Raw genomic sequence first — 19,697 nt, forward strand, 5'->3', positions numbered from 1 at the left:
TCGACCGCCCCCTACCCTTCGGCAGATGCCACATCAGGCGCCTAGGATGGCCCAGGATGCCCGTCAGCCCCGTTGGGCTAGGTCGGCATCAATCCCATGCGCCGCGCCCGCTCAGCGGCCGTCTTGCGCCCATGGTGAGGAGGGCAGAGCGCCTGCCCATTGCGTGGGTCCAGCGGGTCGCCGCCATCACGTCTCTCGACGATGTGGTCGGCATAGAGCCGGACGCCACCTCGCCTGCCGTGGGCCGTACATCCGGGCCATTGGCACTTCCACCCTGCGCGCTTCAGCACCTCTTGGCGCCAGGCTGCGTGCTCAGGTGTCAGTAGCTCAGCGTCTGCTGCCTTGGGTGCCGGGATCGCTGTGCGAGTGTCTAGGGTTCCTAGACGAGGCTTCAGGGTGGTGAGACGGGACATATAAACTCAACACATCTGTTGACTTCCACAGAAGTGTGGAGTATGTTAGCCTTCATGAACGCGAACGAACTCCGCAAGCTCCTGGCCTCTAAAGGCTGCACCTTCGAGAACCACAAGGGCGGCTCAGGCCACCTTACGGTACGGAGGGGCGACAAGGTCTCTCAGTTGCCGATGCATGGCAGCCGGAAGGAACTCGGCACGGCGCTCGTGAACCGTATTCTCAAGCAACTGGATCTCAAGTGATGATCGGATACCGCATCGAACTGGAGCCGGATGACAACGGCTCCTTCCTCGTTACCTGCCCTGCCCTGCCGGAGGTTACGACCTTCGGAGATGATGAGTTCGAGGCACGCATTCATGCCGCCGACGCGATTGAAGAGGCGCTGGGTGGGCGGATTGCGAGCGGCGAAGCGATACCGCCTTTCGAGGACGACGCCGGAGCCATTCGGCTGTCGCTTCAGACCAAGCTGAAGGTGGTACTCTATCGCGAGTTGCTGGCCGCCGGCATGACGCGAGCGGACCTGATGCGACGGCTTCAGTGGAATAGGGAGTCGGTCGACCGGCTGTTCCGCCTAGATCACGCATCAAGGATCGACCAGATCGACATCGCAATGACCGCTCTTGGCAGAGAGGTTGATCCGACAGTCCGCCAAGCGGCTTAAGCTGCCCCTTCGTCTCTCTCCCGCCTCAGCGGCGAATTGGGGCGGCAAGAGTGAACTCCAGCCGCCCGAACTGATGTCTAAGCCGCAACGCTCTCGCGCTCAGGATACTGCATGCGCTCGTCGCCGGGTGGGAAGCCGAGGCGGCCAGCCTCATCCTTCGCCAGCGCGCGTGCGATCTCACGCGCCAGTTTGGCGTTGTCGAACTCGCCCTTCACCTCGGAGCCGCATGGGCGACCCTCAGTGTCTTCGACGTAGCGGGTGATGATGTGCCGCTCTACCGGTCGGACTTGGTAGCAAACCTTGCCGATGTTCATGCCTGATGTCCTGTCGTGTGGAAGCGACGGCCTTGGCCGCCTATCCGCGAGAACGCGGACCTCGTTGCCGTTCAGCGGCGAATTGGGGGATGGGCGGGGCGATGCGGGCGGGGCCTGCCATGAACCCCGCAATGTGAACCGAAGCCGGGGCCTCGTCCTACGGCCGGCAGATTATCACCGTGTCGCCGCATCGAACTGCTTCAAGACAGGCTTGGCACATGGCCCCATTCAACCCGCCACCCCGGTTTCAACCAACGGCGGGCACCTTGCCTTGAACTCTTCCATCTCCCTCGGCCTTGGGGCTGGGGAGAAGGGTGGAAATGGTGCCGGCGGGGTGGAATCGAACCCCCGACCTTCAGCTTACAAGGATGCTGCTCTGCCACTGAGCTACGCCGGCTTAAGCCTAGCGTGTGCTCGTTCGGATGATGATGGCCTCGGACATGGCAGCTTCCGATAATCTCCGGGGCGGCAACCCTGCGGTCGCAATTCTCACCCGTATGAACGTCACCACATCATGGTTTGAACGCCGTGTCAACCGCCTACTTCCAGCAACGGTGGAGGGCGTTTAGGCCAATGCGAAGCGCCCCCAATTCCGCGTCGTTCCGCGGGTCTTTCAGCATGACGCCAATGGCAACGAGAGCACCAGCACACGCGGCCCATTCGCCAGTGTCGGCGAGCGCAGTCTGCGCCTCGTGCCACTGCGCCTTGATCTTGTCGGCCTCCTCGAAGGTCATGTCGCGCGAGGTCGCCTTTCCACCGGGCGCGTCGCTGATGGCTTGGCATGGGAACTTCGGCGCGACGCCGACCACCTGATGAGCATAGCGCTGATAGAGCTCAATGTACTTCTCACTCGCGTTAAGCTGATCAATGGTGATCGTGCCGGCGAGGTAGAGCCGGCCGATCGGGAAGCCGGCTTTCGGATCACGGGCGCCAAGCGTTTGGTTCAGTCGAGGCGACTTCACAGAGCGCCTGTGAGGCTGGTTGAGAGCCACAGATAGGGCTTCGGTCTCGGTCATGTCTTCCTTGGCCTTCCTGGCCTCGCTACGGCCCTTGCGGGTGGTTGGGCGCTGGGGTTGCCCGCTTGCCTCGCGACGGGGCGCTGCGAGGCTCCGGAAGCGTTCGACTTGTTCGGGTGACTTGGCGAAAGCCATCGGGCGTCTCCGGGTGTCGGGGTGAGGGTTAGGCGGAGGGAGGGGTTAGAAACGAGGCCAAGACCTCGATCCGCCGCGCACTGCCGATCTCGAATGCCCGCTGCGAACCTTTCAGCTGGATCGATCCGAAGTCGTTGTACGGCTCACGAACGATGATGCCGGCCACGACCAGCTCGTCGACAGCGTCCTGAACACTCCGCATCGTTTTGTGAGGCTTGTGCGAGGTCACGACATCGCGCGGACTCATGCCGAACCATCGGGCGCATAGGCTCCGTGCTTCTTCGCTTAGCTCTCCCACGGTCCCCTCCTCTGTTTCGGTTCTGGCGAAGCTGGCGGCTTTGTCGGTGAGGGGAGGCATCAGGCGGGCTCCGCCAAATCGTCTCTGGTGAGTTGCGTCCGCACACCCTGCGTGGACTTCGAGCCGCGCGTTGGGCTGAACTCGTCCAGGATCGTCTCAACGATGTGAGAGACATGCCTGGGCTCCTTGATGCCCAGATCGAGAAGCGTTCGGACGACGTAGAAGCCGTACTCGTTCACTAGCTTCCGCATGGCCGGGGATAGGTCGTCGATGGAGCCCATGCGCCTCTGACGGCGAGCGTCGATTAGGGCGGAGAACTCTGGGGCAGACAGATCAGATAGCTTCCGGTCGCCCATCACTCGCTCCTATTTCGGGAGAATTCAGAGACGGCCCAGCCAACCGCGTAGGCTACAAGCATCGCCAAAAAGACGACGTAGCTGCTGCTCGGCTGGCCAAGCGCCTTGAGAGCGATCTTGTCCGTCACGGAGAGAACCAACATCGCGAAAATGATCAGAGCTACGTTCATCGCGCGTCCCTCTCTGCGGTCGGGGACTGACGGGGAGAGGTCATGGATCACTCCGCTGCCATGAGGACGGGAACGGACATGGCCTCGACGGCTTCGATGCGTCGGCCGATCCAGCGCATCGCGTTGACGGCCATGGAATTGCCCAGAGCCTTGTAGCGAGGGCCGTCGGCCATCATCCCGCGCGTGGTCGGGACGAGCGTGTAGTCGCGAGGAAATCCTTGCAGGGCCTCACACTCGCCTGGGGTTAATCGCCGGACGGCCCAGCCTTGTTGGACGCCGGGAAACCGCGTGGTGTCGAGGGTGTTGGCAAGGTCGGGAGAGGCATCAACGTTACGTGGCGCCCAACCGCTGTTCAGAGCGGACACCGTGAAAGCGACTGCTGGCGCATGTGCGCCAGACGCAAGAGGATGGCACGGATCACCAGCCTGCGGATTGGAGCGGTTCGCAGCGCTCGTAATCTGGGTCGTGTCAAAGGCAATAGGTACGATGGGCGTACCTCGGCCTGTACCGTCCTCGCTGGCATCAAAGCCCTCGGCACGCAGACTGTGCGAAACGCCGAGTTCTATGAGAGCGTGAGGCTTGTCGCCCCCACCGGTTGAAGCACGAAGGGTATGCCCAACCTCGTCGCCTAGTTCGCAGGCGGCACCGCCGTCTCGGCCACGCATTGCAATGCTGAAAGCAGCGCTGGCGGTAATTCCCGCCCCCGCAATACGGCGCGGCGCAAGATCCCCGCGCAAGCTCGCGCGCTCAAAAAGTACCGCTGCGGCACGGCGCCAATCTCCAAGATATCCGACAACGAACACACGCCGGCGTCGTTGAGGGACAGCCCGTCCAAATCCGTCCACTCGGACGTACTGAGCGTCAAGCACTCGGTAGGCGACGCCATACCCGAGTTCGCCCATGCCCCCGAGAATGGCACCAAAGTCCCGTCCTCCGTTCGATGACAGGACGCCGGGGACGTTCTCCCAGACCAACCATCTGGGGCGCAGGCGCTGAGCCAGCCTAAGATACTGGAGGGCCAAGTTGCCACGGTCGTCTGCCAAGCCGCCTCGGAGCCCGGCGACCGAGAAGGACTGACAGGGGGTTCCGCCCACGAGAAGGTCGATTGTACCGTACTGGCCGTCTTGGATCGTCGTGAAGTCGCCATGGAGCGGCACACCCGGGTAATGGTGGGACAGGACCGCGCGCGGCGCGGCGTCGATCTCAGAGAAGAATTGCGGCTGCCAACCGAGCGGGTGCCACGCGACGGTGGCGGCCTCGATGCCGGAGCAGACGGAGCCGTAGCGAAGCGTCATGCCGCCACCTCGTTCGTGAATAGCGCCACGACCCACATCGGGACCAAGGCGACCAACGCCAGGCGCAGGATCATTCCCCGCGTCAGCTCCACCTGCTGCTCATCCCGTCCGGTCAGCAGCACCCCGCCCCGGTCGTCCCGGTCTGCGCAGACGGTCTTCTCGCCCTTGGAGGTGAGGAGGAGGCGGGTCATGCTGCCCTCACTGAAAGCAGGTTGTGGACGCCGTGAAAGTCCCTCGGCGCGATGCCGAACTCCGTCAGGAAGCGTTGCGGGACTTTGGTTTTCGGGCTGTCCGGTGGGCTGGAATGGCGGGAGAGATCCCACTGGCCGCCGGTCTTCTTCCACTGGCGGAGGGCGTCTCTCCAGCGGTCGTCTGAGAGCCGGGCGAGGTAATCCTCGGAGGATACGGCTACCGGCTGAGATTGGCCGCCGAGGTAGTCCTTCCATTTTCCAGAGAAGAGGAAGGCATCCGCTGATTTCACATACTGCGTGCCGATGTTGCCGAGGTCGGCCTGCTCGGCGGCATAGTTGCGCGCAGATCGCTCAAGGTCGGCTTCGGACGCGCCATTCTTGATCGCTGCGTCGTAGCGCTTCCGAGCTGTCTCGGTTGGGAATGAGCTTTTCTTTTTCGGGAATGCGGCTCTGAAATTGGCGAAGCCAGCGTCCGTCCCCTTGGGGACTATAGGGGTATTAATAGGTGTAGGTGTAGGTGCTTTCCGTTCGCTTTCGTTCTGCTTTCCGTTTTCATAACCTGATGCTTTGCCCAGATCGTTATTTTCCAATGACTTAGGTCGCCCACCTTGCTTGCCGGCGGCGCGTTTCTTCTCGACTTTTTCCGTGACGAATTCGTGCTCGCGAGTGAGCCTTTTCTGCGTCCAGAACCCATCGTCGAGAGACCAGAACGCCATTACGGCGGGCTTCAGGGATGACCAGCGCTTGGCCGTCAGACCAAGCATCCGAGTGATGCGAGCATCGTCATCGGGCAGGCGGCAGTCCGGCGAGCGCCAAGCGAACATGAGGAGGCGAAGGTAGGCGCCATGCTCCTCATTGGTCAGGTGAGCCGTGTCCGCGATGTAGGCGTCCGTGAACAGCGGCAGGCTTGGGAATGCGCTCATTGGGCCATCTCCGCGAGGACGTTGCAGGCGATGTCGCAAAAGCAGTCGATGCGAACCGTGGGGCCGGATCGCTGCTTCAGGATCTCGATTTCGAGGACGTTGCGACGGTGGCAGAGACGGTCTGTCTCCTCGTCCGTCCGCTCGACTTTCCGCTCCAGGTAGTAGGCCTCCCGGAAGAGGCCGATCACCACGTCAGCGTCCTGCTCGATGGAGCCGCTGTCGCGGAGGTCGGACAGGACTGGGCGCTTATCCTCCCGGCTCTCGACGCTTCGGTTGAGTTGCGAGAGGGCCACCACAGGCGAGCCAAGTTCCTTCGCCAGCCCCTTGAGGGCTGCGGAAATCTCGGTGATCTCTTGGACCCGGTTGCCGGCGTAGCGCTTGGATGGGCGGATGAGGCCGATGTGATCCACCACCAGGGCGGCGAAGGGCATTCCCATCCGCTCGGCCCGCATCTTCATCTGACGGGCGCGTGCGCTGATCTGAGAGATGGTCAGGCCAGGCTGCTGCTCAATCCAGAGCGGAATGTCGGCGCACTCATCGGCGGCGCGGCGCAGGCGCTCCATGGCTACCCGAGAGAGGCCACGCGCCTCCGCGATGGACCGATAGCTGATCTCGTCGAATTCGCGGGGATTGTAGGCTGCCGAGGCGAGGACGCGCTCGGCCAGCTCGTCAGCGCCCATCTCCAAGCTGACGAAACCAACGGCGCCTGCAATGCGGGCGCTGGACATACCGATGTGAATGGCAGTCGCCGTCTTTCCCATGCCGGGCCGGCCGGCGAGAATGATAAGCTGGTTCTCGCGCATACCGAGGGTGGCGCGGTCGAGGCTGGGAAGGCCGTAGGGGGCACCCGTGATGACCCGCCCTGCCCTAGCGTTGTCCACGCGGGTAATGACGCTCTGGACGCTTTGGCCGATGGAGGTACGGCGCAGCCCAGAGGACAGGGCTGACGTCGCCACCTCGTCCAGATCCTCAATCATCTGCGCGGCGTAATCGGCGGGGCTCGCGACCGCGCCGGCCATCATGGCGGCGGTGCCGGCCTGACAGGTCTCCAGCACCCGTCGCATCTGTGCAGCCTGGGCAATGAGGCGGGCATAGCCAGGCGCACCGCTCACGGTGGTGGCCTCTGCAACGAGGCGGCCGAGATACTGGCCCACCGTCGCGCCACCGAGATCGGCATTGCCGAGGACGGCCTTCATAAGCTTGAAGTCGATGGTCTCGCCGACATCGCGGCGCTGGCACATCGTCTCGAAGATGTGGCGGTTCACGTCCTCGGCGAAATCCTCCGCGCGCACGTACTCGCGCACACGGTCGAGGATATCCGGGTTGTGAAGCACAGCACCAATCAGGCCCTGCTCGGCCTCGATAGCGTTCGGGGGCGCCTCTGCGCCAGGATGCGCGTACCCACTCATCCGCGGCGACGCTGCGCCAGCGAGTGATCAACGGCCTCGTGTGCCGCGGTCTGCTCAGGGGTCTGGAACAGCGTCAGGAAGGTGCGCCAAGCCTTGCCAGCGGCGATCCCGTCAGAGAGGTTGCGGCTGTGCTCAGCGGCGTCACGGGCTCGCACATAGCTATCCCAAGCCGCAGCAGCGCGGTCCTCTTGGTGACGCGTGAAGTCGACCACGTTCATGCGGTTACTCCTTCGATAGCTTGGAGAGGGCGGCGTAGCGACTGATCACAAAGCGTCGCGGCAACGACGGCATAGCGTTCAGGAGAGCGAGGGCTTCGGCGCGGCGCGCAGGTTCTGCGACCCGGCCAAGAGCGATGGCAGCGGGGCGAGCCTCGGGAGCGGCCGCACACGCCTTTGTCAGACGCAGGGCGAGCTTGCCGCGCATGGCATTGGTGAGGTTGTCGGCGAATGGTCCCAAGCCGTGGAAGTCGCAGCCGGTCATGCGCGCCTCGCTTGCACGAGGAGGTCACGCCTACAGAGTTGCTGCCGGGCCAGAACGCGAGCGACGTTGGCTTCTGAGATGTTGAGGCGCGCACCGATCTCAGCGGTGTCGTTGCGCTCCCACCACAGATCAGCGATCTCGGCGCGCTGACGGTGCGTCAGATTTTCGAAGGGGGTGAGCGCGACCTGCTTCATGCCGACACCTCGGCAGATGCGATGGCGGTCTTGCGCGTCGGGACGGCCTTCGTCTCCATGACGCGTACGAAGGCGCCGTCCACGTTCGGCGACCATTCCATCTCGATCCGCTGGCAGGCGCTGTCGTCCGACACAGCACCGACGCTGACCAAAAGATCCGAAAGGGCCTTCTCGAGGTTCCCTAGGTCACGACGCCGGTTGTCCGGCTTCCCGATCTGGATGTTGAGCGCGTAGGGACCGTCAATCCGCTTCGCCCGGATCGCCAGCTTGGCGACTATGGACGCTTCCTTGATCCATGCTTTGTAGGCATCCGTCTTCCGACGGCCCTTGCCGGACACGCTGAAGAACAGGTTGTTCGTTGAAGGCGGAATGGCGACGGTAAAGCAGATCATGGTCGCACTGCCTCTAGAATGGCAGCGACCGGCTCATCGGCTTGATTGTCGTACTTGCTGCCTGCGTAGGTGCGCTCTGGCGGCGCAACCATCTGGTGGAAGACGATTTGTGCGATCGGCTGGCCGGCTTTGATGACGACCGGGCCAGACGCGTGGCAGACGATTTCCAGCGTCAAGAAACCGGTCCATCCCGGCTCTAGGCAGGTATTAAAGCAACTCACGCCTTGGCGAGCCATCGTGCTCTTGTCGAGGACGAAGGCCATCACATCTTCGGGGATCGCGAAGTGCTCCACCGTGGAGGCAAGGCTGAATTCGCCCTGGTGGAGGGTGAGATCCTGCTTGATGCGCACGTCGTACCCGCCATGGCTCAAGCCGAAGCTGAGACCGGTCTCGTGAACACTGCGCTCGACGAACGGCTCGACGATGTGACGGCGTTCGCCATCAACAAGAACGCCGCGCTCGCGGATCATGTAATCGGAGAGGATCATGCTGCCCCCCGATCTTCGTTGCGAAGGCGGGACTTCAGTCCCGCGATGCCCGCTTCGATCTCTTCCAACGCTCCAACATCGCGGCGAAGAGCGCCCAAACGGACTGCCAGAAGCTCGTTCTCAAGGGCTTGGATCTCCAGCCGGACTTGCTTCTCAACGGCTTCCTGAAGCACCACCAGCAATTCGGCGCTCACCGTCTTTGGCGACCTGAACAAGAGCCCCCAGATCGACCCATGGGGCTGCCGCAGCCGAGCGGCGACATGCTTGGCGACTTCCTTGATTGGCTGCCCCGTAACGCGCGCCTCGCTCTCAACGAGACGGCGCGCATAGGTGCTTGCGATGGTGACAGTCGTCATCACCCTGCCCTTTGGTTGCGTGATTTGTGAATGGTGGTTGCGCACAGCGTGACCAGCTCCGTGGGAGACATCGTCTCGGCCACGGAGGGTTGGTTATGCGGAACGGAGGAGATCTGAAGGTTGGCCGGCTGATCTTTGAGGAGATCGCAGCTGACGAGACGTACCTGGAACACCTGGAAGCAGTCAGACAGAGCGGACGACGCTACACACCCGGCAAGGTGTGCAACCGACCGTCCGTCAAAGAGCGTCCGAAGGCCGGCAAGCCGCGGAAGCCGAAACAACTCGAAATGGATCTGAGCGCACGGGGTCATGCTGAGACCCCGAGCCGCTTGGCAACGCGGATGCAGGACGCCGCAACGTGCTCACCATGGCGCTGAGCGATGAGACAGTACCGAGGGTGCCATTGATCGCTGACCCAACCCGGCACCTCAAATTCCCGAGGAGCATTTGGCGGCCGACCACCTACACGCGGCCTATAATCAGGGTGCCCCTGAAGAGTGATGCAAATGAGCGCTTTGTAGGTGCCCATCTGGGCAGCGATCTCTTGCAGCGAAAACCCGCACTGATAGAGCGCCACCATCTCATCCGCACGCTTCGTCCAATAGTTATTGCGCCGTTTCTTAGGGCGATAAAGAGTGTGCCCTCTGACGACCTGCGACGTGCGCTCTTCAATGCATCCACCAGCCATCGCTCAAGCTCCCAGAAGCCAAGCGACGAGCATCGCTGCAATCCACGGGGCGAGCACGTAGGGGATGGGACTGTCGATGAGGGGCAGCCGGCTCTCGAAAGGGCCGACCAGATCGAGCGAACCCATCTGATCGGCCAAGCCGAGGGAGGAGCAACGCCCGTCATGGGCCTCGGACGCGCGGATGCGCGGAACGGTGAGAACGCTCATCGGATCGTATTCCATTTGAGAGGAGCGGAGATCGGGGTGAGGTCAGGGCCGGGGCCGCGGATCACCACGAAGGCGACCCAGGCGGCACAGATGGCCGCCACGACGAGGCAGAGAGCGCCTTCGGTCGTCATGCCGCCGGCCCCTTCTTTACGGCGGGACGATCTTCTTCCTCTGGCTCAGAAAGCGTCCACCATGCCGCAGCGGCACCATTCTCGCGCACCCACTCCGCTTCTATCTGGAGAAGGGTCCGCTTATTCTCTTCGTCTTGGATAGCTTGGTTGTGACGATCAACTTCCTCGAACTGTGCATCTGTGGCGGCACGCGCTTCGTTGATTGTCTTAAGTGTAATATCGTGACGCCCTGCGTCGTTCAGAAGAAGGGAGGCTGCCGACCAATACTGAGCGCTGATCATATTGGGCGCTACGACCCAAGTTGGCAGACGCATTCTCCGTGCGAGAGCCTCGGGGCCTCCGATAACCGCAAGGATCTCTTGGTGAAGGCAACGTTCACGCCCCCAAGCATTATCAGGAAAATTTCGCCCAGAGTTGCGCTTGATGAGAGGGATAGGCAGGTCTTCGTAGCCGAAGTTTTCGGATGTCATCTCATCAGAGAACGTAAACCACTCTCCCGTCAGACGGCGGGCGGCAAATCTCTGATGAAGGGCGCTTTCCTCATCGCGACCTCCTTTGACAATCCTGATGATGCGCAGTGCGACAGACTGGTTGGTCTGCAATTGCCGAAGGCGCTTAACAACGTCATTGGCAATCCCGATCTTGACGGGGCCGGTGACGCCTTGCCGAATGAAGTACACCGCCATCAGAGAGCCTTTCCATGGTGGTCTGCGCTGTCAGCGGAGATGATTGCTGGCGAGAAGAGATCAGGGCGCAGCTCATGCCGGGGAACGCCGGTGGCTTGCTCGATCTTGGCGACCCACTCTGCGGGTGCGCCGCGCTTGCTCTTGTTTAGCCAGGTCCAGACGTTCGACTGCGTCGTGCCAATGGCATTCGCTAGGCGAAGTTGGCCCTTTTTGATTTCAGTAGCGCGAGCGAGGGCTTCATGGGCGGGACTCATACCGACCGTATATACCGGAAAAACGGTACATTCAACCGCTATTCCGGTTGGGACGGTCGGTTAGTGTGTCGGTAGCAGGCGTTATGGAACACCTCGGCAACCGATTGAAATCAGCCCGTGAACGTGTTGGCCTGTCTCAAGCAGAGCTAGCAGAGCGAGTGGGCATGTCGCAGCAAGGGGTGGCTGACATCGAAACGAAGGGCGGTAGGCCTCGAAAGCTCATCGAGATCGCGCGCGCCTGTGGTGTGTCGCCAGAGTGGTTGCTAGGCGAGACGCAGGACCGGGGCGGCGAAGTTCCATCGGAAGGCCTAAAGCCGCGACAGGTGCGGCAGGCTTCGCCTTCATCAGCTTCTCGAAAGACGCTGCCGGAGTACGATATCCGAGCTGGGGCCTCCTACGGCGGCGGAATGGATGACCAGGCTTGGCAGAACGGCGATGTCGCTGGGCATGAGCCGGTAGCAGCATGGGGCCTGCCTTCTGCCTACGTCGAGAAAGAGCTCGGCCTTACATATGGGTTTGCCGACATCCTTCCGGTGCGCGGTGATTCCATGGACGACGGAAGCGCCAAGGCTCTGACCTCGGGGGACCGCGTGGTGATAGACCGGAAAGACACCGATCCGCGCCAGGGCGGGATTTTTGCGGTCTGGGATGGAGATGGCGTAATCATCAAGCAGGTGGAGATCGTTCGCAACTCGAACCCGCCGCAGATCGTCTGCACTTCTCGGAATGCTTATTACAAACCGATCATTCTCAATATGGACGGCAACGTTCACATTATTGGCAGGGTCTCCGCGAAATTCTCTCGGATGTAACCGGAGCGTCCATCATTAGACGGCCAACGCCTCGCCCCGCGCGAGGCGTTTCTGTTTCTGTGGAAAAGAACGAGCGGTACGGGGGACCGGAAACCGCACGATCCGACCGGAAAATACCGAAACGGTAGAACACGACCGGAATACCGGTTGACACCGATACCGGAATTTCGGTAGGTTGTCTTCATCAGCTCCCCGAGCCGATGGAGATCGAAGTGTCCAGCGAAAAGCCCGTCCCGTCCTTCCCGGTCCCTGATTTCGACCGCCCAACCGTCATCTTCGGCGCCGAGCATTCTGCCTATCTGACGAAGGCTCAGATGGGCGATGAGTTCTACTCAGGCCAGCACCCCATGTGCCGGGTGGCTTCCAAGCTGTTCTTCAGCGGCGGGAAGCTGGAGGATTACGGTATCCGCCTGAAGGGTGAGATCGACAGCGCCAAGGCGCATGCGGCCATTCAGGGCTTGCTCGGCAGCTTCGCTCCGAAGCACGAGATCAAGATCGGCACCGTCGGCGTAGCACTCGCCAACTGGTGCGTGCCGGTTGCCTCTTCCGAGAAGGCAGCCTGAGCCATGGGCACCTTCTCCGGAAACCTCGCCCCCTTCGCGTTTCTGCTGATCCTGCTCGGCGGCCTCGCTGTCGGCTTCCTCCTCGACAGCCTCCGCCACCATCGCGCTCGCACTGCTGACCGGCAGGCCTCCTCGTTCGTGTGGAGGGCTTGAGATGGCTGAGCGCCTCAATCTCACCGACGCGGAAGTCGAATGGCTGCGTGCCAATGCGAGCAGCAATTCGGTCGCTGATGGGCTGATCCGTCAGTACCAAATGGTCGTCGCCTGCTCTCAAGACCCCGGCGCACGCGGCGTCTTCGCTGCCATGCTGGACGACTGGCGCCGCACTCGGCCCGCTCTCGCCAAAGCGGAGGCCTGAGCCATGCCGACCTTCGATCACCCCCACTTCTCCGACCGCGACATGGTAATTCAGGCCGCGCTTCGTGAGGACGCCCGCAACAACCGGGCTCCGCGGTATCGGCAGACGCCTGTCACCGGCATCGCCTCTCGCCGGGTCACGGTTCAGGAGAAGGTCGAGCAGAACGTTGCTCGCCAGATCATCGCCGGCCGGACGTGGTTCGAAGCCGTGATGCGCCGGAACGAGATGATCGCCGGCATGGCGCGCCTCAACCTCAACGGCATCGACACCAGCGCGATTGAAGTGGCGAACACCCTCGTCGCCCAGGCCGAGACGCAGCTGGCGACGGTAAACGGCATCCTCCTCGACGCTCACACCGACCTCGACATGGAGGACTTCGAAGACCTGCGCACTGCGATGCATGCCCGCTTCGACAGCCTCACCGCCCCATCCCTGGACGATCCGAACGCCGAGCATCGGCAGGTTCCGTTCGACGTCCTCTCCAACCTTCGGAGCGCCTAATGTCGTTCGCTCTCAAGCCCCGCACCGGCACCAAGTGCTACCACCTGTTCCACGGCAACACGAAGATCGGCACGCTCGCGGCCCCTATCGAAGGCTCTGAGGCCGGAAGCGCCTGGGCCATTCTGATCGGAGATGCGGTTGCCGATCATGGCGCCCTGCCCGCTCCGCTCCGGCACTTCTACACGGAGTTCGCCTCCCTGGACGCGGCGCTGGCGTTCCTCGGCCTGTCTGAGGCTCCCGAGCACCCCGTCTACGTGCCGTGGTCCTATCAGGACAGCTTCGTGTCGGCGGTGGCGGCATGAGCGCCCCCCTCGCCCACGATGTCCTCATCGGACAGGCCATTATCTCCGAGATCCAGGCTGCTGGCATCGACGAGGACGACTCTGACTTCGCCACGCTGGTCGAAGCCGAATGCGACGTGATGGAGCGCATGCGCCGGATCATCCGTGCGGCCCGCTACCACGAAGCGCAGAGCAAGGCGCTTGCCGAGCTTCAGGCTGAAATGCGGGAGCGCAAGGCGCGTATCGACGCCAAGGCTGAGAAGCTACGCGACGCTACCAAATGGGCGATGGGCGAGCTTGGCCTGTCGAAGCTCGCGGCACCCGATTTCAACGTCTCGCTATCGGCCGGCCGCGTTCCGCTCGTCATCACTGACGAGGCCGCCATTCCGGACGATCTCTGCCGCACGAAACGCGAGGCCGACAAGACCGCGATCCGCGAGGCACTGGATGCCGGTCGCGACGTGCCTGGCGCCGCTTTCGGCAATCCCTCTCCGACCCTGACCGTGAGGGCGAAATGAGCTTCACCGACACTCAGATCGGCTATCTCTCTGCCGGCCTCGACCGCAGCAAGGTCCGCTCCCGCGAGCAGGCTGGCCGCAAGCTCAGCTACGTGGAGGGCTGGTGGGCTATTGCCGAGGCCAACCGCATCTTCGGTTTCAGCGAGTGGTCTTCCGAGACCGTCGATATCCGCTGCGTCGCCGAGGCCCCGCGCAAGATCGGCAAGACCAATCCGCGCGACGGCCACGCCGTCTCCTACATCGCCCGCGTCCGTGTCGTCGTTCAGGCAGATGGATCGCCGGTTGTGCGTGAGGGTGTCGGCTCCGGTCACGGCATCGACGTGGATCTCGGCCTCGCCCATGAGAGCGCGATTAAGGAAGCCGAGACGGACGCCCGCAAGCGCGCCCTGATGACCTTCGGAAACCCGTTCGGCCTCGCCCTTTACGACAAGGAACAGACGAACGTCGTGGATGCCCCGTCAGAGGAAGACAGGGCTACCGCCGAGTACGTCGCCAGCGTCAAGCGCCAGATCGCCGCTCACTCGGATGCTGCCACGCTGATCCCCTGGTGGAACTCTGCCGAGGAAAAGCAGGCTCGGCGCGACTTCGGCCTTTCGCGCGAAGACGTGGACGCCCTCAAGGTGATCCTCATGAAGCGCATTGAGGCCCTGTCTCCGCAGAAGGAGGCCGCGCAATGAGCGCCGTCCTCGCCTCCTACGTGAAGATGAGCACGCTCGTGGACGGCACTATGCGTGTTGTCCTCGATATCGAGCCTACCGCGGCCCCCGAGGCATTCGCCATGTTGGGCGCGCCGGGCTCACCGATTGCTCTCGCTCGGATCACCGCCGCCGCTGCGATGGCGCAAGACCGGAAAGCGCAGGCGACGGCGGATAAGAAGCCTTTGAGCCTCGCGAGCAAGGTCGCCCTGCGGTGCCAAGAGCGCGATTTCCACACCTACTTGCTGGAGACGCAGCGCGGCTTCGTCCTCGACGCTCACACGGAGTTGGATGGCGAGGCGAGCCAAACCGACCTCAACGCCGAGGCTCTGCGCCGCGTCCTCGGCATCCAGTCCCGTCGTGAAATCGTGGATGGATCAGAGGCGGGCCGGCAATGGCTGAACCTCGAAGCCGACTACCACCACTGGCAGCGTCGGAGGGCTGCATGACGAAGCTCAGCTTCAAACGGCGCGCGCTCCTCACGACGATTGCGTCGATGCCGCATTCTTCAACTTTTGAGGCCTTCCGGTTCGCGTTTTCCGACTACGCCGGCGGCCCAAAGTGGATGGCGAAGAAGCTCGACAGTCTGGCGAGGATGGAGAGGGCCGGGCTTATCGTCCGGGTGGGCACCTCCGATAAGGGGCAAGCGACTTGGTGCATTTCACGCAAGGGAATGAACGCCCTTGAGGTGACGCCATGAAGGCCGAGAAGCGCCGCGCCGTCCCCATGAAGCTCCAGCGGGACCTCGCTCTGAAGCTCTGCGCCGATCTTATGCGCCAGGCCGGAATGGTCCCGGTCGAGGTCACCCCGAAGTTCGAGCTCGACCACGTTCCGGCGCTGGCACTGCGCGACTTCGACCCAACGACCGGCGAACACCGCCCGCATCAGCACGACCCCGCACACCTCGTCTGGATGACGAAGGAAGCTCACGCCGCCAAGACCTTTGGCAACGGGGCGACCACGCGCGGCGCCGACGCTGGCGAAATCGCCCACCATCGACGGCTCTCCGCGAAGGAGATGGAGTTCCGCGCCCGGATGCTGGCGAAGGAGCACGGCACCGAGCCGCCCGAGCCGAAACGCAAGCACAAGATCCCACGACCTCCGAAGCGGCAAGCGAAGCCGCAACGCACGGCAACCCGCCCCCTCGCCAAGCCCCTACTCGGAGCCGCCCCATGACCACCCCCTCCCTCACCAACCCGAACCCGAAGCGCGATGGGGCTGCGGCCGGTTACTTCGACAGCCTGATGCAGATCGTTGCCTGGGTACGCGAAGCCCAGCAAATCCCTCAGCCTGAGAATTCCATCAGCATTGACGATGTCGACGCGGATGAGATCGAAGCCGCGGCCTATTTCATAGATCGGATTTACTCCCCCGGAGACCCGGTGCGGGCGGCGTTGGAGGAGGCCGTTGCCTTCCTCGAAATGGACGACGAGGCCAGCACCCCTGGCACGGACCTCTACACGTGGCTCACTGTCGTCGGCCGACCCCTTAGCCGCGCCGCCCTCTCCGTCTCGACACCGACAGGTGAGGGGGAGGAGCTGGAGATCATCCAGCACGTGAAGTCGAAGGGCCTCTACGAGGTAGTGACCCGCGACGCACAGGTTCAGACAGACACGCCGCTTTCCGACTATGCCTTCGTCTGCGTCTACCGCAACGCCATTACCGGAGTGACGTGGGTTCGCCCCGTCTCGGAGATGGATGACGGACGCTTCGTCACCGTGCGCGCCGTCGCCCCGACATCAGCTTCCAAAAGCTCAGGGGAGGAGGCGTGATGGCGAAGCACTCTCCGACGCCATGGCGGATCGCCCTCTCTCCACGGCGCAAGACCCTTTGCATCCTCTCCGATGAGGCGTGGATCTGCGGCGAGCTTTTGAATGGTAACGGCGAATTCTACCATGAGGGTCGCGCCAACGCTGAGCGTATTGTTCATGCGGTCAACGTTTTTGAAGATTTGGTCAGCGCGCTGAAGGAAGCGCGAGGTGCGCTCGCTCTGACGACAACGCCGGAAGCAATCCAATCTTCGTCGGTTCAGCACGCATGGGCGCAGGCCGTTGCTGCGGAGGCTCGTGCTCGCGCCGCTCTCGCCAAAGCGGAGGCCGCATCATGACCACCCCAACACCACCGTGCCTGGGAGAGCGGGAGGCCGTGGCGCGGACGGACGAGGCCTGTTCATGCTGCGGGCTTACGATTGAGGAATGCTCTGAACGCTACATGCTCGGCATCGAAGCAAAAGAGGCATTGCAGGCCGATGCGGATCTATGGCCGGCCTTAAAGGCCAATTTCCATCTGATGCACGCGAAAGCCTTCGAGCAGGGCTACCTCGCGGGCCGAGCTAGATTCGACCCCATCCGCACCGAGAACGAAACCCTGCGGGCCGAGATTGCAAAGGTAGGCCCGGCCACAAACGACACCCGCCCTGCTCGCTTCAGCGCTAATGGCCTGCCTCTAACCTGGGAGCCGGATAGTCCGATCTATGAATCGCCCCAGCAGGTTTACGACCGAGGAATTGCCGCCGCGCTTGCCAAGTTCCCGCTAGGCCCACCTCTACTGAAGACGGTGGCGGACAAGAACGCCCAGATTGAAACCCTGCGGGCCGAACGGGATGCGGCGATAGCCAGGGCCGAGGAGCAAGCCAACCGCATTGCGCAGATGGAGCGCTGGCTTGGCCTAACCGGCGACCCAGCCCTGCGACCAACCATCGAGGCATCGCACGAGTTGGCCGCCCAGTTCGACGACCGGTTTCGCGCTCGCGTCCGCGAGAATTTTGCCCTCACCACACCGGAGCATCCCCATGGCGTTTAAGGTCTTCATCTCTGGATACGGCATATATGAAGCCGAAGGCACGCGCGAAGAGGTCGAGGCGGACGCGGAAGACAAGCGCCGGTGGGAACGTGCTCGCCGATCCCTTGTCTGGGACGCGAGCCTCAGTACGCCTCTCGATAAGATCACCGCCGAGATTGCCGAGCTTTGGTCCGCCGGCAAGGGCGTGCCGACCGAGATGCTTCAAGAGCGCAACCGCCTCATGGCTCTTGTGACGGAGCATCCCCATGGCGATTGAAGCTGAGGCGCTGCAGGCGATCCTCAAACAACACATCAAGGTCGACGCTACCGGGCTCTCTCCGGCCGTCGCCAGCGCCTTCGTGACCGGCTTTGATGAAGCTGTGGAGGCCATCCGCTCCGCGCTAGCAGAAGACACGGCGCGCGCGGCGGAGGGGTGGGAACCGATTGAGACGGCGCCCCGGAACAAGGCGATCCAAGTCTACGTCCCCCATCTCGACTACTACGGCAACGAAGGCGTCTACGCCGGGATGCTCGTCGACATGGGGACTGGGCTTCGTTGGATGACCTTCGCGTGGGCCATGGGCCGCGACATGAACGAGGAGGTTCTTCCGACTCATTGGCGCCCCCTTCCGGCCCCTCCCGCCCTTCCGCTCACCAAGGAGGCCGCCGATGCCAACCGCTGAGACCTTGCGCGCGCTCCTTGCTCTGGTGGAGGAGGCGAAGGCTGGAAGCCGGGAGTTGGACGAGGCGATCCACGGCGCGCTGCTGCCGGACGATCCGTGGTGGCAGGCCATCGTGGAGGGGCGCCGCCTCGTCGCCGCCGGCCAGGAAGACACGAAGATCGATGCCTGCAACTGCAACCTTCGGGCCGACAGTTGGGCGACCGGCTCTCGTGTTCATGCCTACACCACCTCCATAGACGCCGCGCTCGCGCTGGTCGCCAAGGTGCTGCCGGACACAGTGAGGCCAGCCCTCGTTCAGCTTCCATGGGGGCACTGGAGATGCTCTCTCCGTTGCGTCGAACTGGGCGAATGGCCTGCGTCTTACTACGATGCCGTCACTCTCCCCCTCGCAATCCTGGCTGCCCTTCTCCGCGCCCTCCTCCAGCAATCGGAGACCGCCCATGTCGAGCGCTGAGACCGCCCACCCCATCGAGTGGCGGGATGACGGAGCTGGTGGGGAGACGGCTGTCCAGAATGGGGAGGCTATCGGCTCCGTCAGGACGAGCGCAATCTTAGAAGAGAAATGGGTCGCCGACATGTTCCGGCGTGACGCTCAGCTTGCCTACTTCCCCACCGCCTCTGCCGCCCGCTCCTTCGTCGAGAAATCCGTCAAGGAGGCCGGCCATGGGGAGTGACGTGCTCACGATCTCGCAAATCGCGATCCTGAGAGAGCTCGCTCGTCTCGGCGACAGCGGCGGGCTGACCGGCAACCTTGCACCTCGGCTGTTCGGCCCGGTTGCAACGTCGGAACGTGTGCGCCGGCCGTGCCAGGCCATGGCTGCCCTGGGCTTCGTAAGGCGCCATCCAACCAACGACCAGCGCTGGTTCATCATTGAGTTTGGCCGCTCTGCCCTTTCGACCACGACGAAGGGAGTGGGCCATGAGTGAGGTGAAGCTGACGGAAGCGCAGCGAAAAGCTCTGGAATGGGTCGGCGAGAAGGCCCGCCGGCCGTGGGCTAAGAGGCGCAAGAACTATCCGAAAATGATCTCACTTGAGATCCTCGTCCGAGATGGTCTGGTCGAGCGGACGCGGGATTTCCCATACGACCAGTTCTCTCTGTCGGACCTCGGCCGCTCCGCTCTCGCTCTCGACAATGAGGAGGCAAGACGTGGCAAAGGCTAGGAGCTCCACCGGAACGCGCGACTACCCGCTGCCGCCAGGCGTGGCCCCGATCGGCGTGTCCCGAACCGAGGCGGCTTGGCTCGTGGGCGTCTCCCCCAACACCTACGACGTCATGGTGAAGGACGGGCGCATGCCGAAGCCTAAGCGGATCGGCTCGCGGACGATCTGGGATCGATACGAGGTTGAGCGCGCCTTTCGCGAGCTGCCCGGCGACGATGCCGTCTCAGCATCCGACAAAGACCCGTGGGGCAACCTTGTCCTCTGACGCTGGGCGGCGGCATGCCT

General features: G+C 63.0%; 43 protein-coding genes and 1 tRNA gene. 23 read left to right on the forward strand and 21 right to left on the reverse strand.

Annotated features, from left to right (window positions below; all coding sequences use genetic code 11):
• Positions 1-77: 77 nt before the first annotated feature.
• Entirely contained in the window at positions 78-413 is a 336-nt protein-coding gene (locus ASF34_RS21940; protein ID WP_082494015.1) for an HNH endonuclease signature motif containing protein, read from the reverse strand.
• A 54-nt stretch (positions 414-467) separates the two neighbouring features.
• On the opposite strand from ASF34_RS21940, the gene ASF34_RS01355 reads away from it, so the two are divergent.
• Together ASF34_RS01355 and ASF34_RS01360 are read left to right on the forward strand one after the other, a co-directional pair.
• On the forward strand, positions 468-656 hold the full coding sequence (locus ASF34_RS01355) for a type II toxin-antitoxin system HicA family toxin (RefSeq protein ID WP_056158867.1): 189 nt from the start codon (positions 468-470) through the stop codon (positions 654-656).
• Positions 656-1,075 carry a type II toxin-antitoxin system HicB family antitoxin gene (locus tag ASF34_RS01360; protein ID WP_056157926.1) on the forward strand — a complete coding sequence of 140 codons (420 nt, stop codon included), beginning with the start codon at positions 656-658 and terminating at the stop codon, positions 1,073-1,075. Before ASF34_RS01355 ends, ASF34_RS01360 begins: the two co-directional genes overlap by 1 nt.
• A 77-nt stretch (positions 1,076-1,152) precedes the next feature.
• Here ASF34_RS01360 and ASF34_RS01365 read toward each other — a convergent pair whose 3' ends face one another.
• The 20 genes from ASF34_RS01365 to ASF34_RS23725 all read right to left on the reverse strand — a co-directional run bounded on the left by ASF34_RS01365 (position 1,153) and on the right by ASF34_RS23725 (position 11,058).
• Positions 1,153-1,389 carry a hypothetical protein gene (locus ASF34_RS01365; protein ID WP_056157929.1) on the reverse strand — a complete coding sequence of 79 codons (237 nt, stop codon included), beginning with the start codon at positions 1,387-1,389 and terminating at the stop codon, positions 1,153-1,155.
• 321 nt (positions 1,390-1,710) lie between these two features.
• Positions 1,711-1,786: transfer RNA gene (locus ASF34_RS01370), tRNA-Thr, on the reverse strand.
• 142 nt (positions 1,787-1,928) lie between these two features.
• Positions 1,929-2,540, reverse strand: a complete 612-nt coding sequence (locus ASF34_RS01375; protein WP_056157930.1) for a hypothetical protein — start codon at positions 2,538-2,540, stop codon at positions 1,929-1,931.
• Positions 2,541-2,568: 28 nt separating this feature from the next.
• Entirely contained in the window at positions 2,569-2,898 is a 330-nt protein-coding gene (locus ASF34_RS01380) for a hypothetical protein (protein ID WP_056157933.1), read from the reverse strand.
• Positions 2,898-3,194 carry a hypothetical protein gene (locus ASF34_RS01385; protein ID WP_056157938.1) on the reverse strand — a complete coding sequence of 99 codons (297 nt, stop codon included), beginning with the start codon at positions 3,192-3,194 and terminating at the stop codon, positions 2,898-2,900. Before ASF34_RS01385 ends, ASF34_RS01380 begins: the two co-directional genes overlap by 1 nt.
• Positions 3,194-3,364: a hypothetical protein gene (locus ASF34_RS01390; protein WP_156465595.1), complete on the reverse strand. Its 171-nt coding sequence runs from the start codon at positions 3,362-3,364 to the stop codon at positions 3,194-3,196. The genes ASF34_RS01385 and ASF34_RS01390 overlap by 1 nt, the downstream gene beginning before the upstream one ends.
• A gap of 47 nt (positions 3,365-3,411) precedes the next feature.
• Complete coding sequence (locus tag ASF34_RS21945) at positions 3,412-4,659, reverse strand: DNA cytosine methyltransferase (RefSeq protein ID WP_082494018.1); 1,248 nt, start codon at positions 4,657-4,659, stop codon at positions 3,412-3,414.
• Positions 4,656-4,850, reverse strand: a complete 195-nt coding sequence (locus ASF34_RS01400) for a hypothetical protein (RefSeq protein WP_056157944.1) — start codon at positions 4,848-4,850, stop codon at positions 4,656-4,658. Before ASF34_RS01400 ends, ASF34_RS21945 begins: the two co-directional genes overlap by 4 nt.
• Positions 4,847-5,773, reverse strand: a complete 927-nt coding sequence (locus tag ASF34_RS01405) for a YdaU family protein (RefSeq protein ID WP_056157947.1) — start codon at positions 5,771-5,773, stop codon at positions 4,847-4,849. The genes ASF34_RS01400 and ASF34_RS01405 overlap by 4 nt, the downstream gene beginning before the upstream one ends.
• On the reverse strand, positions 5,770-7,182 hold the full coding sequence (locus ASF34_RS01410; protein ID WP_056157950.1) for a replicative DNA helicase: 1,413 nt from the start codon (positions 7,180-7,182) through the stop codon (positions 5,770-5,772). The genes ASF34_RS01405 and ASF34_RS01410 overlap by 4 nt, the downstream gene beginning before the upstream one ends.
• The gene (locus ASF34_RS01415; RefSeq protein ID WP_056157953.1) at positions 7,179-7,400 is read right to left on the reverse strand and encodes a hypothetical protein; all 222 of its coding nucleotides are present in this window, start codon (positions 7,398-7,400) and stop codon (positions 7,179-7,181) included. The genes ASF34_RS01410 and ASF34_RS01415 overlap by 4 nt, the downstream gene beginning before the upstream one ends.
• Positions 7,401-7,404: 4 nt before the next feature.
• Positions 7,405-7,662 (reverse strand): hypothetical protein, encoded by a 258-nt coding sequence (locus ASF34_RS01420; protein ID WP_156465596.1) that lies wholly within the window; start codon positions 7,660-7,662, stop codon positions 7,405-7,407.
• Complete coding sequence (locus ASF34_RS01425) at positions 7,659-7,856, reverse strand: hypothetical protein (RefSeq protein ID WP_056157955.1); 198 nt, start codon at positions 7,854-7,856, stop codon at positions 7,659-7,661. The genes ASF34_RS01420 and ASF34_RS01425 overlap by 4 nt, the downstream gene beginning before the upstream one ends.
• Positions 7,853-8,248 carry a RusA family crossover junction endodeoxyribonuclease gene (locus ASF34_RS01430; RefSeq protein ID WP_056157958.1) on the reverse strand — a complete coding sequence of 132 codons (396 nt, stop codon included), beginning with the start codon at positions 8,246-8,248 and terminating at the stop codon, positions 7,853-7,855. Before ASF34_RS01430 ends, ASF34_RS01425 begins: the two co-directional genes overlap by 4 nt.
• The gene (gene dcd / locus ASF34_RS01435) at positions 8,245-8,736 is read right to left on the reverse strand and encodes a dCTP deaminase (protein ID WP_244478860.1); all 492 of its coding nucleotides are present in this window, start codon (positions 8,734-8,736) and stop codon (positions 8,245-8,247) included. Before dcd ends, ASF34_RS01430 begins: the two co-directional genes overlap by 4 nt.
• Positions 8,733-9,092, reverse strand: a complete 360-nt coding sequence (locus tag ASF34_RS01440; RefSeq protein ID WP_056157960.1) for a hypothetical protein — start codon at positions 9,090-9,092, stop codon at positions 8,733-8,735. Before ASF34_RS01440 ends, dcd begins: the two co-directional genes overlap by 4 nt.
• A gap of 691 nt (positions 9,093-9,783) precedes the next feature.
• Positions 9,784-9,987: a hypothetical protein gene (locus ASF34_RS01445; RefSeq protein ID WP_056157963.1), complete on the reverse strand. Its 204-nt coding sequence runs from the start codon at positions 9,985-9,987 to the stop codon at positions 9,784-9,786.
• Positions 9,984-10,118, reverse strand: coding sequence for a hypothetical protein (locus ASF34_RS23570; RefSeq protein ID WP_274533736.1), 135 nt, complete (start codon positions 10,116-10,118; stop codon positions 9,984-9,986). The genes ASF34_RS01445 and ASF34_RS23570 overlap by 4 nt, the downstream gene beginning before the upstream one ends.
• A complete protein-coding gene (locus ASF34_RS01450) occupies positions 10,115-10,804 on the reverse strand; it encodes a GIY-YIG nuclease family protein (protein WP_056157966.1) in 690 nt (229 codons plus the stop codon). Before ASF34_RS01450 ends, ASF34_RS23570 begins: the two co-directional genes overlap by 4 nt.
• Complete coding sequence (locus ASF34_RS23725; RefSeq protein WP_082494021.1) at positions 10,804-11,058, reverse strand: YdaS family helix-turn-helix protein; 255 nt, start codon at positions 11,056-11,058, stop codon at positions 10,804-10,806. Before ASF34_RS23725 ends, ASF34_RS01450 begins: the two co-directional genes overlap by 1 nt.
• An 83-nt stretch (positions 11,059-11,141) precedes the next feature.
• Between ASF34_RS23725 and ASF34_RS21955 the strand changes: the two genes are divergently transcribed.
• The 21 genes from ASF34_RS21955 (at position 11,142) to ASF34_RS01545 (ending at position 19,677) form a co-directional block, all read left to right on the forward strand.
• Positions 11,142-11,870 (forward strand): XRE family transcriptional regulator, encoded by a 729-nt coding sequence (locus tag ASF34_RS21955; RefSeq protein WP_082494024.1) that lies wholly within the window; start codon positions 11,142-11,144, stop codon positions 11,868-11,870.
• A gap of 200 nt (positions 11,871-12,070) precedes the next feature.
• Complete coding sequence (locus ASF34_RS01460) at positions 12,071-12,433, forward strand: hypothetical protein (RefSeq protein ID WP_056157972.1); 363 nt, start codon at positions 12,071-12,073, stop codon at positions 12,431-12,433.
• Between the two features lie 3 nt (positions 12,434-12,436).
• Positions 12,437-12,586: a hypothetical protein gene (locus tag ASF34_RS22605; protein WP_156465597.1), complete on the forward strand. Its 150-nt coding sequence runs from the start codon at positions 12,437-12,439 to the stop codon at positions 12,584-12,586.
• Between the two features lies 1 nt (position 12,587).
• Complete coding sequence (locus tag ASF34_RS01465; RefSeq protein ID WP_056157975.1) at positions 12,588-12,791, forward strand: hypothetical protein; 204 nt, start codon at positions 12,588-12,590, stop codon at positions 12,789-12,791.
• Between the two features lie 3 nt (positions 12,792-12,794).
• Positions 12,795-13,292, forward strand: coding sequence for a hypothetical protein (locus ASF34_RS01470; protein ID WP_056157978.1), 498 nt, complete (start codon positions 12,795-12,797; stop codon positions 13,290-13,292).
• Positions 13,292-13,594: a hypothetical protein gene (locus ASF34_RS01475; RefSeq protein WP_056157981.1), complete on the forward strand. Its 303-nt coding sequence runs from the start codon at positions 13,292-13,294 to the stop codon at positions 13,592-13,594. The genes ASF34_RS01470 and ASF34_RS01475 overlap by 1 nt, the downstream gene beginning before the upstream one ends.
• A complete protein-coding gene (locus ASF34_RS01480; protein ID WP_056157984.1) occupies positions 13,591-14,091 on the forward strand; it encodes a siphovirus Gp157 family protein in 501 nt (166 codons plus the stop codon). Before ASF34_RS01475 ends, ASF34_RS01480 begins: the two co-directional genes overlap by 4 nt.
• On the forward strand, positions 14,088-14,768 hold the full coding sequence (locus ASF34_RS01485; protein ID WP_056157987.1) for an RAD52 family DNA repair protein: 681 nt from the start codon (positions 14,088-14,090) through the stop codon (positions 14,766-14,768). The genes ASF34_RS01480 and ASF34_RS01485 overlap by 4 nt, the downstream gene beginning before the upstream one ends.
• On the forward strand, positions 14,765-15,235 hold the full coding sequence (locus tag ASF34_RS01490; protein ID WP_056157990.1) for a hypothetical protein: 471 nt from the start codon (positions 14,765-14,767) through the stop codon (positions 15,233-15,235). Before ASF34_RS01485 ends, ASF34_RS01490 begins: the two co-directional genes overlap by 4 nt.
• A complete protein-coding gene (locus ASF34_RS01495; RefSeq protein ID WP_056157994.1) occupies positions 15,232-15,486 on the forward strand; it encodes a hypothetical protein in 255 nt (84 codons plus the stop codon). Before ASF34_RS01490 ends, ASF34_RS01495 begins: the two co-directional genes overlap by 4 nt.
• The gene (locus tag ASF34_RS01500; RefSeq protein WP_056157997.1) at positions 15,483-15,962 is read left to right on the forward strand and encodes a hypothetical protein; all 480 of its coding nucleotides are present in this window, start codon (positions 15,483-15,485) and stop codon (positions 15,960-15,962) included. Before ASF34_RS01495 ends, ASF34_RS01500 begins: the two co-directional genes overlap by 4 nt.
• Positions 15,959-16,558, forward strand: coding sequence for a hypothetical protein (locus ASF34_RS01505; RefSeq protein WP_056158001.1), 600 nt, complete (start codon positions 15,959-15,961; stop codon positions 16,556-16,558). The genes ASF34_RS01500 and ASF34_RS01505 overlap by 4 nt, the downstream gene beginning before the upstream one ends.
• The gene (locus tag ASF34_RS22610) at positions 16,558-16,893 is read left to right on the forward strand and encodes a hypothetical protein (protein ID WP_156465598.1); all 336 of its coding nucleotides are present in this window, start codon (positions 16,558-16,560) and stop codon (positions 16,891-16,893) included. Before ASF34_RS01505 ends, ASF34_RS22610 begins: the two co-directional genes overlap by 1 nt.
• Positions 16,890-17,588 (forward strand): hypothetical protein, encoded by a 699-nt coding sequence (locus ASF34_RS01510; RefSeq protein WP_156465599.1) that lies wholly within the window; start codon positions 16,890-16,892, stop codon positions 17,586-17,588. Before ASF34_RS22610 ends, ASF34_RS01510 begins: the two co-directional genes overlap by 4 nt.
• The gene (locus tag ASF34_RS01515; RefSeq protein ID WP_056158006.1) at positions 17,578-17,844 is read left to right on the forward strand and encodes a hypothetical protein; all 267 of its coding nucleotides are present in this window, start codon (positions 17,578-17,580) and stop codon (positions 17,842-17,844) included. The genes ASF34_RS01510 and ASF34_RS01515 overlap by 11 nt, the downstream gene beginning before the upstream one ends.
• Complete coding sequence (locus tag ASF34_RS01520) at positions 17,834-18,250, forward strand: hypothetical protein (RefSeq protein ID WP_056158009.1); 417 nt, start codon at positions 17,834-17,836, stop codon at positions 18,248-18,250. Before ASF34_RS01515 ends, ASF34_RS01520 begins: the two co-directional genes overlap by 11 nt.
• On the forward strand, positions 18,237-18,704 hold the full coding sequence (locus ASF34_RS01525; protein WP_056158011.1) for a hypothetical protein: 468 nt from the start codon (positions 18,237-18,239) through the stop codon (positions 18,702-18,704). Before ASF34_RS01520 ends, ASF34_RS01525 begins: the two co-directional genes overlap by 14 nt.
• The gene (locus ASF34_RS01530) at positions 18,691-18,924 is read left to right on the forward strand and encodes a hypothetical protein (RefSeq protein WP_056158015.1); all 234 of its coding nucleotides are present in this window, start codon (positions 18,691-18,693) and stop codon (positions 18,922-18,924) included. Before ASF34_RS01525 ends, ASF34_RS01530 begins: the two co-directional genes overlap by 14 nt.
• Entirely contained in the window at positions 18,914-19,177 is a 264-nt protein-coding gene (locus ASF34_RS01535; protein ID WP_056158017.1) for a hypothetical protein, read from the forward strand. Before ASF34_RS01530 ends, ASF34_RS01535 begins: the two co-directional genes overlap by 11 nt.
• The gene (locus tag ASF34_RS01540) at positions 19,170-19,412 is read left to right on the forward strand and encodes a hypothetical protein (protein WP_056158021.1); all 243 of its coding nucleotides are present in this window, start codon (positions 19,170-19,172) and stop codon (positions 19,410-19,412) included. Before ASF34_RS01535 ends, ASF34_RS01540 begins: the two co-directional genes overlap by 8 nt.
• Positions 19,399-19,677, forward strand: coding sequence for a helix-turn-helix transcriptional regulator (locus ASF34_RS01545; protein ID WP_244478861.1), 279 nt, complete (start codon positions 19,399-19,401; stop codon positions 19,675-19,677). The genes ASF34_RS01540 and ASF34_RS01545 overlap by 14 nt, the downstream gene beginning before the upstream one ends.
• Positions 19,678-19,697: the final 20 nt, after the last annotated feature.

Origin of the sequence: Methylobacterium sp. Leaf106 (genome assembly GCF_001422895.1) — a bacterium.
Taxonomy (GTDB): Bacteria; Pseudomonadota; Alphaproteobacteria; order Rhizobiales; family Beijerinckiaceae; genus Methylobacterium; species Methylobacterium bullatum.

Coding starts and splice junctions, on each gene's coding strand:
- ASF34_RS21940 (WP_082494015.1), bottom strand. CDS start 413: ATGTCCCGTCTCACCACCCTGAAGCCTCGTCTAGGAACCCTAGACACT.
- ASF34_RS01355 (WP_056158867.1), top strand. CDS start 468: ATGAACGCGAACGAACTCCGCAAGCTCCTGGCCTCTAAAGGCTGCACC.
- ASF34_RS01360 (WP_056157926.1), top strand. CDS start 656: ATGATCGGATACCGCATCGAACTGGAGCCGGATGACAACGGCTCCTTC.
- ASF34_RS01365 (WP_056157929.1), bottom strand. CDS start 1,389: ATGAACATCGGCAAGGTTTGCTACCAAGTCCGACCGGTAGAGCGGCAC.
- ASF34_RS01375 (WP_056157930.1), bottom strand. CDS start 2,540: ATGGCTTTCGCCAAGTCACCCGAACAAGTCGAACGCTTCCGGAGCCTC.
- ASF34_RS01380 (WP_056157933.1), bottom strand. CDS start 2,898: ATGCCTCCCCTCACCGACAAAGCCGCCAGCTTCGCCAGAACCGAAACA.
- ASF34_RS01385 (WP_056157938.1), bottom strand. CDS start 3,194: ATGGGCGACCGGAAGCTATCTGATCTGTCTGCCCCAGAGTTCTCCGCC.
- ASF34_RS01390 (WP_156465595.1), bottom strand. CDS start 3,364: ATGAACGTAGCTCTGATCATTTTCGCGATGTTGGTTCTCTCCGTGACG.
- ASF34_RS21945 (WP_082494018.1), bottom strand. CDS start 4,659: ATGACGCTTCGCTACGGCTCCGTCTGCTCCGGCATCGAGGCCGCCACC.
- ASF34_RS01400 (WP_056157944.1), bottom strand. CDS start 4,850: ATGACCCGCCTCCTCCTCACCTCCAAGGGCGAGAAGACCGTCTGCGCA.
- ASF34_RS01405 (WP_056157947.1), bottom strand. CDS start 5,773: ATGAGCGCATTCCCAAGCCTGCCGCTGTTCACGGACGCCTACATCGCG.
- ASF34_RS01410 (WP_056157950.1), bottom strand. CDS start 7,182: ATGAGTGGGTACGCGCATCCTGGCGCAGAGGCGCCCCCGAACGCTATC.
- ASF34_RS01415 (WP_056157953.1), bottom strand. CDS start 7,400: ATGAACGTGGTCGACTTCACGCGTCACCAAGAGGACCGCGCTGCTGCG.
- ASF34_RS01420 (WP_156465596.1), bottom strand. CDS start 7,662: ATGACCGGCTGCGACTTCCACGGCTTGGGACCATTCGCCGACAACCTC.
- ASF34_RS01425 (WP_056157955.1), bottom strand. CDS start 7,856: ATGAAGCAGGTCGCGCTCACCCCCTTCGAAAATCTGACGCACCGTCAG.
- ASF34_RS01430 (WP_056157958.1), bottom strand. CDS start 8,248: ATGATCTGCTTTACCGTCGCCATTCCGCCTTCAACGAACAACCTGTTC.
- dcd (WP_244478860.1), bottom strand. CDS start 8,736: ATGATCCTCTCCGATTACATGATCCGCGAGCGCGGCGTTCTTGTTGAT.
- ASF34_RS01440 (WP_056157960.1), bottom strand. CDS start 9,092: ATGACGACTGTCACCATCGCAAGCACCTATGCGCGCCGTCTCGTTGAG.
- ASF34_RS01445 (WP_056157963.1), bottom strand. CDS start 9,987: ATGAGCGTTCTCACCGTTCCGCGCATCCGCGCGTCCGAGGCCCATGAC.
- ASF34_RS23570 (WP_274533736.1), bottom strand. CDS start 10,118: ATGACGACCGAAGGCGCTCTCTGCCTCGTCGTGGCGGCCATCTGTGCC.
- ASF34_RS01450 (WP_056157966.1), bottom strand. CDS start 10,804: ATGGCGGTGTACTTCATTCGGCAAGGCGTCACCGGCCCCGTCAAGATC.
- ASF34_RS23725 (WP_082494021.1), bottom strand. CDS start 11,058: ATGAGTCCCGCCCATGAAGCCCTCGCTCGCGCTACTGAAATCAAAAAG.
- ASF34_RS21955 (WP_082494024.1), top strand. CDS start 11,142: ATGGAACACCTCGGCAACCGATTGAAATCAGCCCGTGAACGTGTTGGC.
- ASF34_RS01460 (WP_056157972.1), top strand. CDS start 12,071: ATGGAGATCGAAGTGTCCAGCGAAAAGCCCGTCCCGTCCTTCCCGGTC.
- ASF34_RS22605 (WP_156465597.1), top strand. CDS start 12,437: ATGGGCACCTTCTCCGGAAACCTCGCCCCCTTCGCGTTTCTGCTGATC.
- ASF34_RS01465 (WP_056157975.1), top strand. CDS start 12,588: ATGGCTGAGCGCCTCAATCTCACCGACGCGGAAGTCGAATGGCTGCGT.
- ASF34_RS01470 (WP_056157978.1), top strand. CDS start 12,795: ATGCCGACCTTCGATCACCCCCACTTCTCCGACCGCGACATGGTAATT.
- ASF34_RS01475 (WP_056157981.1), top strand. CDS start 13,292: ATGTCGTTCGCTCTCAAGCCCCGCACCGGCACCAAGTGCTACCACCTG.
- ASF34_RS01480 (WP_056157984.1), top strand. CDS start 13,591: ATGAGCGCCCCCCTCGCCCACGATGTCCTCATCGGACAGGCCATTATC.
- ASF34_RS01485 (WP_056157987.1), top strand. CDS start 14,088: ATGAGCTTCACCGACACTCAGATCGGCTATCTCTCTGCCGGCCTCGAC.
- ASF34_RS01490 (WP_056157990.1), top strand. CDS start 14,765: ATGAGCGCCGTCCTCGCCTCCTACGTGAAGATGAGCACGCTCGTGGAC.
- ASF34_RS01495 (WP_056157994.1), top strand. CDS start 15,232: ATGACGAAGCTCAGCTTCAAACGGCGCGCGCTCCTCACGACGATTGCG.
- ASF34_RS01500 (WP_056157997.1), top strand. CDS start 15,483: ATGAAGGCCGAGAAGCGCCGCGCCGTCCCCATGAAGCTCCAGCGGGAC.
- ASF34_RS01505 (WP_056158001.1), top strand. CDS start 15,959: ATGACCACCCCCTCCCTCACCAACCCGAACCCGAAGCGCGATGGGGCT.
- ASF34_RS22610 (WP_156465598.1), top strand. CDS start 16,558: ATGGCGAAGCACTCTCCGACGCCATGGCGGATCGCCCTCTCTCCACGG.
- ASF34_RS01510 (WP_156465599.1), top strand. CDS start 16,890: ATGACCACCCCAACACCACCGTGCCTGGGAGAGCGGGAGGCCGTGGCG.
- ASF34_RS01515 (WP_056158006.1), top strand. CDS start 17,578: ATGGCGTTTAAGGTCTTCATCTCTGGATACGGCATATATGAAGCCGAA.
- ASF34_RS01520 (WP_056158009.1), top strand. CDS start 17,834: ATGGCGATTGAAGCTGAGGCGCTGCAGGCGATCCTCAAACAACACATC.
- ASF34_RS01525 (WP_056158011.1), top strand. CDS start 18,237: ATGCCAACCGCTGAGACCTTGCGCGCGCTCCTTGCTCTGGTGGAGGAG.
- ASF34_RS01530 (WP_056158015.1), top strand. CDS start 18,691: ATGTCGAGCGCTGAGACCGCCCACCCCATCGAGTGGCGGGATGACGGA.
- ASF34_RS01535 (WP_056158017.1), top strand. CDS start 18,914: ATGGGGAGTGACGTGCTCACGATCTCGCAAATCGCGATCCTGAGAGAG.
- ASF34_RS01540 (WP_056158021.1), top strand. CDS start 19,170: ATGAGTGAGGTGAAGCTGACGGAAGCGCAGCGAAAAGCTCTGGAATGG.